General features: G+C 64.8%; 6 protein-coding genes. 3 read left to right on the top strand and 3 right to left on the bottom strand.

The genetic code is table 11. From position 1 onward, the window contains the following. Positions 1-360: 360 nt before the first annotated feature. Positions 361-2037, top strand: coding sequence for an electron transfer flavoprotein-ubiquinone oxidoreductase (locus HHA01_RS03675; RefSeq protein WP_141317830.1), 1677 nt, complete (start codon positions 361-363; stop codon positions 2035-2037). A 69-nt stretch (positions 2038-2106) separates the two neighbouring features. Here the strand turns inward: HHA01_RS03675 and HHA01_RS03670 are convergent, their stop codons facing one another. Together HHA01_RS03670 and rlmKL are read right to left on the bottom strand one after the other, a co-directional pair. After that, positions 2107-2451, bottom strand: a complete 345-nt coding sequence (locus HHA01_RS03670) for a glutaredoxin family protein (protein WP_141317828.1) — start codon at positions 2449-2451, stop codon at positions 2107-2109. 40 nt (positions 2452-2491) lie between these two features. Then, on the bottom strand, positions 2492-4720 hold the full coding sequence (rlmKL, locus tag HHA01_RS03665; RefSeq protein WP_141317826.1) for a bifunctional 23S rRNA (guanine(2069)-N(7))-methyltransferase RlmK/23S rRNA (guanine(2445)-N(2))-methyltransferase RlmL: 2229 nt from the start codon (positions 4718-4720) through the stop codon (positions 2492-2494). A gap of 284 nt (positions 4721-5004) precedes the next feature. Between rlmKL and rmf the strand changes: the two genes are divergently transcribed. Continuing rightward, on the top strand, positions 5005-5214 hold the full coding sequence (gene rmf / locus HHA01_RS03660) for a ribosome modulation factor (protein ID WP_141317824.1): 210 nt from the start codon (positions 5005-5007) through the stop codon (positions 5212-5214). 51 nt (positions 5215-5265) lie between these two features. On the opposite strand, the gene HHA01_RS03655 is transcribed toward rmf, so the two are convergent. Continuing rightward, entirely contained in the window at positions 5266-6288 is a 1023-nt protein-coding gene (locus HHA01_RS03655; protein WP_141317822.1) for a quinone-dependent dihydroorotate dehydrogenase, read from the bottom strand. Positions 6289-6470: 182 nt separating this feature from the next. On the opposite strand from HHA01_RS03655, the gene mgtE reads away from it, so the two are divergent. Beyond that, positions 6471-7823 carry a magnesium transporter gene (gene mgtE / locus HHA01_RS03650; RefSeq protein ID WP_141317820.1) on the top strand — a complete coding sequence of 451 codons (1353 nt, stop codon included), beginning with the start codon at positions 6471-6473 and terminating at the stop codon, positions 7821-7823. Positions 7824-7829: the final 6 nt, after the last annotated feature.

The raw sequence follows: 7829 nt of genomic DNA, 5'->3' as shown, positions 1-7829 counted from the left end.
TTGTCCTCGCTTGGTTCAGTCTCGGAACCGGATAATGGCGAGGCGGACCTCGCTCGCCAGGAACTTCACGATAGTGGTTCCTGGAACCGATCGACATACTCTTATATGTTTCAGGCAAGCGTTTATCAGGCCTGGCCACCAGAACCCGGATAATGTGCCATAGCCGGGATGAACGCCACAATCCCGGCGGCTCCAGCAAATTGCGAATGACGCCGACCATCGCAACGCAGGCCTCATTGCCGCTATCATGCCCGGCATGGAACATCCTAAAATCCAACAATCAATTACATTGGCATGGCAACCAGGGTTGCCCGCCACGGGTGACCCCGTGCAGGGCATCAGTCAGGAGGAGACCGGATAATGACAGAACAGCTTGAGCGCGACAGCATGGAAGTCGACGTGGTCATCGTCGGCGCAGGGCCGTCGGGCCTGGCCGCCGCCTGCCGCTTGATGCAGCAGGCCAATGACGCCGAACAGGAACTGACCGTGTGTGTGGTCGAGAAGGGGTCGGAAGTCGGCGCACACATCCTCTCCGGTGCGGTCTTCGAACCCCGGGCGCTGGATGAGCTCTTTCCGGACTGGGCGGATCGCGGTGCCCCCCTGACCACACCCGCCATACGCGACGAGCTCTATCTGCTCAAGGATGCCGACAAAGCCCAGAAACTGCCCAATGCCCTGGTGCCCAAGACGATGCACAACACGGGCGACGGCACCACGCGCTATGTGATCAGCGCCGGCAACCTGTGCCGCTGGCTGGCCGAGCAGGCCGAGGAGCTGGGGGTCGAGATATTCCCCGGTTTCGCGGCCCAGGAGGCGATCGTCGAAGACGAGGTGGTCAAGGGCATCGTCGTCGGCGACATGGGCGTCGGTGCCGACGGCCAGCCGAAGGATGGGTACATGCCGGGCATGGAACTGCGCGCCCGCTATACCCTGTTCGCCGAGGGCGCGCGCGGCCATATCGGCAAGCAGCTGATCGAGCGCTACCAGCTCGATGCCGGCAAGGACCCTCAGCACTACGGCATCGGCCTCAAGGAACTCTGGGACGTGCCGGCCGAACAGCACGAACCGGGCCTGGTCCTCCACGGTTCCGGCTGGCCGCTGGACAAGCACACCCATGGCGGCTGGTTCCTCTATCACGCCGAGAACCAGCAGGTGGTGGTCGGACTGATCATGGACCTGGCCTACCAGAACCCCTGGATCTCGCCTTTCGATGAATTCCAGCGCATGAAGCATCACCCGGTGCTCAAGCCGTATCTCGAAGGCGGATCGCGCGTGGCCTACGGCGCCCGGGCCATTGCCAAGGGCGGCCTCAACTGCCTGCCGAAGATGACCTTTCCCGGTGGCCTGCTGATCGGCTGCGACGCCGGCACCTTGAACTTCGCCAAGATCAAGGGGCTGCACACGGCCATGAAATCCGGCATGGTCGCCGCCGAGAGCGTCTTCGAGGCCATCGCGGCGGCTGACGAAGGCGACACGGGCGGCGCCGAACTGACCGCCTTCGAGCAGCGCTGGAAGGCCAGCTGGGCCTACAAGGAGCTGGAGGAAAGCGCCAGCTTCGGCCCGGCGATTCACAAGTACGGCACCGTCGGCGGTGGCGCCTTCAACTTCCTGGACCAGTTGACCGGCGGCAAGCTGCCACGGGTGCATGACACCACGCCGGACCATGCCCGACTCAAGCCGGCCGCCGAGTGCGAGAAGATCGAATACCCCAGGCCCGACGGCAAGATTTCCTTCGACAAGGCTTCCTCGGTGTTCATGTCCAACACCAACCATGAGGAAGACCAGCCCACCCACCTCAAGCTGACCGACCCCGAGCTGCCGATCCGCGACAACCTGCCCGAGTATGACGAACCGGCCCAGCGCTACTGCCCGGCCGGTGTCTACGAGGTCGTCGAGGGAGATGATGGCCAGCCGCAGTTCCGTATCAACTTCCAGAACTGCGTGCACTGCAAGACCTGCGACATCAAGGACCCGGCCCAGAACATTACCTGGGTAGCCCCCGAAGGCGGCGGCGGCCCCAACTACCCGAACATGTAAGGGGACCGCCCGTTGCACCCGCCAGGGGCCCGTTCGAGCGGGCCCCTTTTGGCTGCCACCTTCGGCCTTTCAGTCACCGAGATAACGGCGCCCGCCCCGCATGACCGCCCCACGCACCGGCGTTGCGTCGCTGTCTTCGGACAGCGTGAGCTCGTGCCATGCGACCAAGTCCAGCCAGTCCCGCTCGGCCAGCCAGGCGGCCAGACGAGCCGGCTCGTATCCCCCCTCCAGCTCACGCCCCGACGCATCCACCAGCACCGGCAGACGCGTCCCGTATGACGCCACCAGGGCGTCATCCTCGGCGACCTCCACCCGCTCGAGCCGTACCTCGGCGTTAGCCAGCCGGGCCAGCCAGGCCTCCAGCGCCTCACACAGGTGACAACCGGCTGTCGTGTACAGCCTCAGCTCGATCATCCGCTAGCCCCCTCACCCCTCACTATTCACCCCTCACCATTCACCCCTCACCCTCAAGATGCCGAATCAAGAAGCAATGGTGCAGGTCCGGACGGCGCTGGAAGTCAGGGTCAAAGGTCTGTGCCGAGATGTCTTGAACGTCGAAGCTCGCCGCCAGGTCGGCATCCAGCTTGAAGCGCCGCTGGTTGTTGGAAAACACCAGAGTGCCGCCGGGCTCCAGGCGGGCCATGGCGAGCCTGACCAGGCGGCCATGGTCGCGTTGAATGTCCAGGCTCTCGGCCATCTTCTTGGAATTGGAGAAGGTGGGCGGGTCCAGGAAGATGACGTCGAACATGCCACCGGCGGTTTCCAGCCAGTGCAGGCAGTCATCACGCACCACGCGGTGACGGGCGGGATCGAGCCGATTCAGGCTGAAGTTGTCCCGCGCCCAGTCGAGATAGGTGTTGGACAGGTCGACGCTGACACTGTCAGTGGCCCCGCGTCCCTGTTCCTTGCCGAGAGCCGCCTGTACAGAGGCCGCCGCGGTATAGCAGAAGAGGTTGAGGAAACGCTTGCCTTCGGCCATCTCGGCCAGCATGCGGCGTACCGGACGATGATCGAGAAACAGACCGGTATCCAGGTAATCGCGCAGGTTCACCCACAGGCGTGCGCGGCCTTCCTGGACCTCGAAGCGTTCGCCACTGGCCGCCTGCTTCTCGTACTGCGCCCGGCCGGACTGTCGCTGACGACGCTTGATGACGATCCGGCCGGGGTCGACCCCCAGCACCTCGGGCATAACCCCCAGCGCTTCGTGCAGACGCTTCTGGGCCTGGTCGGCATTCACCGAACGCGGCGGGGCATATTCCTGTACGTGCACGCGATCGGCATAGATATCGATGGCCAGGGCATACTCGGGCATGTCGGCATCATAGAGCCGATAGCAGCTCTCCCCGGAACGCTTCAGCCATTTCTTCAGACGCTTACGGTTCTTGTGCAGCCGATTGGCAAACATCTGCGCCCCTTCGCTGCGCGCCGGCCGGGCCGATGCCGTGGGCTTGTCAGGGGCCGTGTCCTTGTCGGACGCCGGGGATGGCGCGGCATCGTCCGGCACCTGCATCAGCAGCAGCCGCGCATCCAGGGGACCGTTCTTCAGCGAGTAATGCTTGTGGGCCCGCAGTCCGGTACGGTGCCCCAGATCCGGATTGGCCGTGAACAGGGCCAGACGCCAGCCGGGAAATGCGTGGCGCGCCCGCTCGCCGAGCTGGCCGTAGAGTTCGACCAGCTCCGGCAGCTCGCCCAGCCGCTCGCCATAGGGCGGATTAGTCATGAGCAGGCCATGCTGACCCTCCGGCAGATCGGCGGGCCGTTCCAGTTCGCCGAGGGCCGCGCCTTTCAGCTCGATCAGGGCCGGGATGCCGGCGCGCATGGCATTGGCCTTGGCGGCCTCCAGCGCGGGCGGGCTACGATCGGCGCCGAACAGCTGATTGCGGCAGCGCTTGCGCCCGATACTGGCACGCGCCTCGGCCTCGCGCTTGAGCTCGCGCCAGCAGGCAGCGTCATGGCCGACCCAGCCTTCGAAACCGAAGCGCTCCCGGTGCAGGTTGGGCGCCATGTCGGCGGCCATCAGGGCCGCCTCGATGAGCAGGGTTCCGGCGCCACACAAGGGATCGACCAGTGCGGCCCCCTGACGCGCCATGTCCGGCCAGCCGGCGCGTATCAACAGCGCCGCGGCCAGGTTCTCCTTCAAGGGGGCATGGCCCGCTCCGCGACGATAGCCGCGTCGATGCAGGCTCTCGCCGGAGAGGTCGATACCGATGGTCAAGCGGCCGCGATGCAGCAGGGAGTAGATTCGCAGGTCCGGAGCTTCGGGGTCGACCACGGGCCGTGGCCGCCCTTCTGCCGCGAAGCGCTGGACGACGCCATCCTTGACGGTCTGGGCGCCGAAGCGGGTATGGCGGATGGCATCGCTGCGACCGTGGAAGTCCACCGCCAGTGTCGCACCAGGCCTCAGCTGGGACGCCCAGTCGATCGAGGCGCTGACGTCACACAGTTGCTCCGGGGTCTCGACCCCTTCCTCACGCAACAAGCAGAACACCACACGGTTGGCCAGCCGTGACCACAGGCAGGCGCGATAGGCGGCGACCAGTTCGCCCTCGAAATGCACCCCGGCCACCGTGGTCTTGACGGGGGTCGCTCCCAGGGCGCTGAGCTCGTCACTCAGCAGGCCTTCCAGGCCCTTGGGGCAGGTGGCCAGGAAAGAATGAGGCGTCGTGGTTGATTTCTCGGTCATGGATCGTCCATCGGCGTTGCCGGGCAACCGGCTGGTTCATGTCAGGATAATGTAGGCTGGATGACAGATTTCGGTCGACAGAATCGACCCCATTGGTCTATCCATAAATGAGTAGCCACCTTCGCGGTGCTACTCAATATTCAACCTGATGGTCTTGTTTACGAGCCACGCCCCATCGACATCCATCACGGGCGCGCTTTCAGGCTCTCTACTCGGGTTCGACGAAGTGGTTCGCGGGCCGCTGCGTAAAACCCAATTCGGCACCTTCATCACGAGGTAGACCTATGAAACGACAAAAACGTGATCGCTTCCAGCGAGCTTATGTGCATGGCTACAAGGCAGGTGTTTCAGGCCGGTCGCGGGATGATTGCCCGAGCCAGGACATCGATCTACGGGAATACTGGATGAGCGGTTGGCGTGAGGGTCGCGGGGACCAGTGGTCGGGCATGACGGGTGTGTCCGGCATTCACAAGAACCCCATGGTGGCCGGGTAACCACCACCATTTCGTCCGACATGATGACGACCCGTCGAGCCCATGACAATGTCATGGGCTTTTTGCTGCCTGCAGAGCCCTTGCGCATTCGCCGATCAGACCGGGCCCGCGATAGATGAAGCCCGAGTAGAGCTGTACCAGGTCCGCCCCTGCCCGCTGCTTGGTCACGGCCGCGTCACCGCTGTCGATTCCCCCCACGCCGATCATCGGCAGATCCGGAAGGTGCCCCCTCAGCACCCGGAGAATGGTATTCGAGGGCTCGAAGACCGGTCTGCCCGACAGCCCACCGGCTTCCTCGGCATTGGGCAGGCCGGCCACGGCCTCTCTCGACAGCGTGGTATTGGTGGCAATGACGGCATCGATGTCATTGGCCTGCAGGCAATGCGCCAGGGTGTCGACCTCTGCCTCGCTCATGTCGGGGGCAATTTTCACGGCCAGTGGAACCCGCCGCCCGGCGGCCTGGTCGAGTCGACTGCCTGCCTCGCGCAAGGTGCCGAGCAGCCGATTGAGCTGCTCGCCAAACTGCAGATCCCGCAGCCCCGGCGTGTTCGGCGAGGACACGTTGACGGTGATGTAATGCGCGTGGGCATGAACATGACGCAGACAATACAGATAATCGTCCACGGCCTGCTCGACCGGCGTGGTCAGGTTCTTGCCGATATTGATACCCAGCACACCGGGAAAGCGCGCGCGTCGGACACGTTCCACCAGGTGGTCCACCCCGGCATTGTTGAAGCCCATGCGATTGATGATGGCGCCCTGCTGCGGCAGGCGGAACAGGCGCGGCTGGGGATTGCCGCTCTGGGCCCTGGGCGTCACCGTGCCCACCTCGACGCAACCGAAGCCCAGCGCCCCCAGGGCCTCCAGGTGATCGGCGTTCTTGTCGAGCCCGGCGGCCAGCCCGACTCGATTGGGAAACTCCAGGCCCATCCGGGTGACGGGGTCCGACACCGGCGTGCCCCCCAGGTGTCGCGCCAACCCGGCTCGATGGGCCATGTCCAGGGTGGAAAGCGCCAGGCCGTGGGCTTTTTCCGCCTCGAGACGGAACAGCAACGAGCGAGCAAGCGAGTACATGGCAACTCCTGACAAGGGGCGAACAAGACGGGCGCGCAGTATAGCGCAGCCACCCCCGCGGGACGAACCCGCTCGGCCGGCCACGCCATGACACTGCCACGTCATTGCCCTTTTATGGTCTACTGGGAGGATCGGGCGGGCCGGACTCGCCCTCCAGATGATGGGCCTCCAGGGAGATGGACATGACCGATACGACCGAGACACTGGAAAGCCGCCTGTCGCGCATCCACCTGGCGCTGGAGCAGGAACGACTGGAATGGGTCGATGACGTCATCGCCGACCTGGAACCGGCCGAGGTCGCCCTGCTACTCGAGTCCCTGCCGCCCAATGAACGCATTCGCCTCTGGGAGCGCGTCCCCCAGGCCGTGGACGGCGAAGTGTTGCTGCATGTCCATGATGAGGTGCGCACCACCCTGCTCGAGGACATGGACCACGAGGAAATCGTGGCGGCCACCGCCGGACTGGATACCAGCGACCTGGCCGAACTCTTCGAGGACCTGCCGCGTCAGGTCGCCGAGGACATGCTGCGTTCCATGGACGAACTGCAGCGCGCGCGGCTCAAGGAGACCCTGGCCTTCGAGGAGGACAGCGTCGGCCGCCTGATGCGTACCGACACCATTGCCGTGCGTGCCGACGTCAGCCTGGAGACCGTGCAGCGCTTCCTGCGTTGGAAGGAAGACATCCCCGACAACACCGATGCCCTGATGGTCGTCGACCGCAACGGACACTTCGTCGGCGTGCTGTCGCTTGCCCGCCTGGTCGCCAATGACCCGGACATGGCCGTAGCCGACCTCATGGACCCGGATGTGGACAGTATCCAGGGCAGCATGAAGTCGCGCGACGTGGCCACCCTCTTCCAGACCCACGACCTGGTCTCGGCGCCCGTGGTCAACCAGAGAGGCATCCTGCTGGGCCGTATCGTCATCGATGACATCGTCGACGTCATCCGCGAGGACTCCGAGCAGGCCCTGATGAACATGGCCGGCCTCGACGAGGAAGAGGATCTCTTCGCCCCGGTGCTGCCCAGCGCCAAACGGCGTGCCGTGTGGCTCGGCATCAACCTGCTGACCGCCTTCCTGGCCGCCTGGGTCATTGGCCTGTTCGAGGATGCGCTGGACAAGGTGGTCGCCCTGGCCGTGCTGATGCCGATCGTTGCCAGCATGGGAGGCATCGCCGGCAGCCAGACGCTGACCCTGGCGATCCGCGGCCTGGCACTGGGTCAGATCAGCCGTACCAACAGTAACTGGCTGCTGCGCAAGGAGGTGGGCATCTCCGCTCTCAACGGCGTGTTGTGGGCCATGGTGGTGGCCCTGCTGGCCGTGCTGTGGTTCGGCAACCTGGCCATCGGCGCGATCATCGCCGCTGCCCTGATCATCAACATGCTGGCGGCAGGGGTCGCGGGCATCGTCATCCCGCTGGTCCTCAAGCGCATGGGGATCGACCCGGCGCTTTCCGGCTCGGTGGTGCTGACCACGGTGACCGACGTGGTGGGCTTCATGTCCTTTCTGGGGCTGGCAACGGTATTCCTGCTGTAAGGCAGG

The sequence above is a fragment of the Halomonas halmophila genome (genome assembly GCF_006540005.1).
GTDB lineage: Bacteria > Pseudomonadota > Gammaproteobacteria > Pseudomonadales > Halomonadaceae > Halomonas > Halomonas halmophila.
The sequence above is the reverse complement of the archived record's forward strand: the minus strand, read 5'-3'. Positions and strand labels throughout refer to the sequence as shown.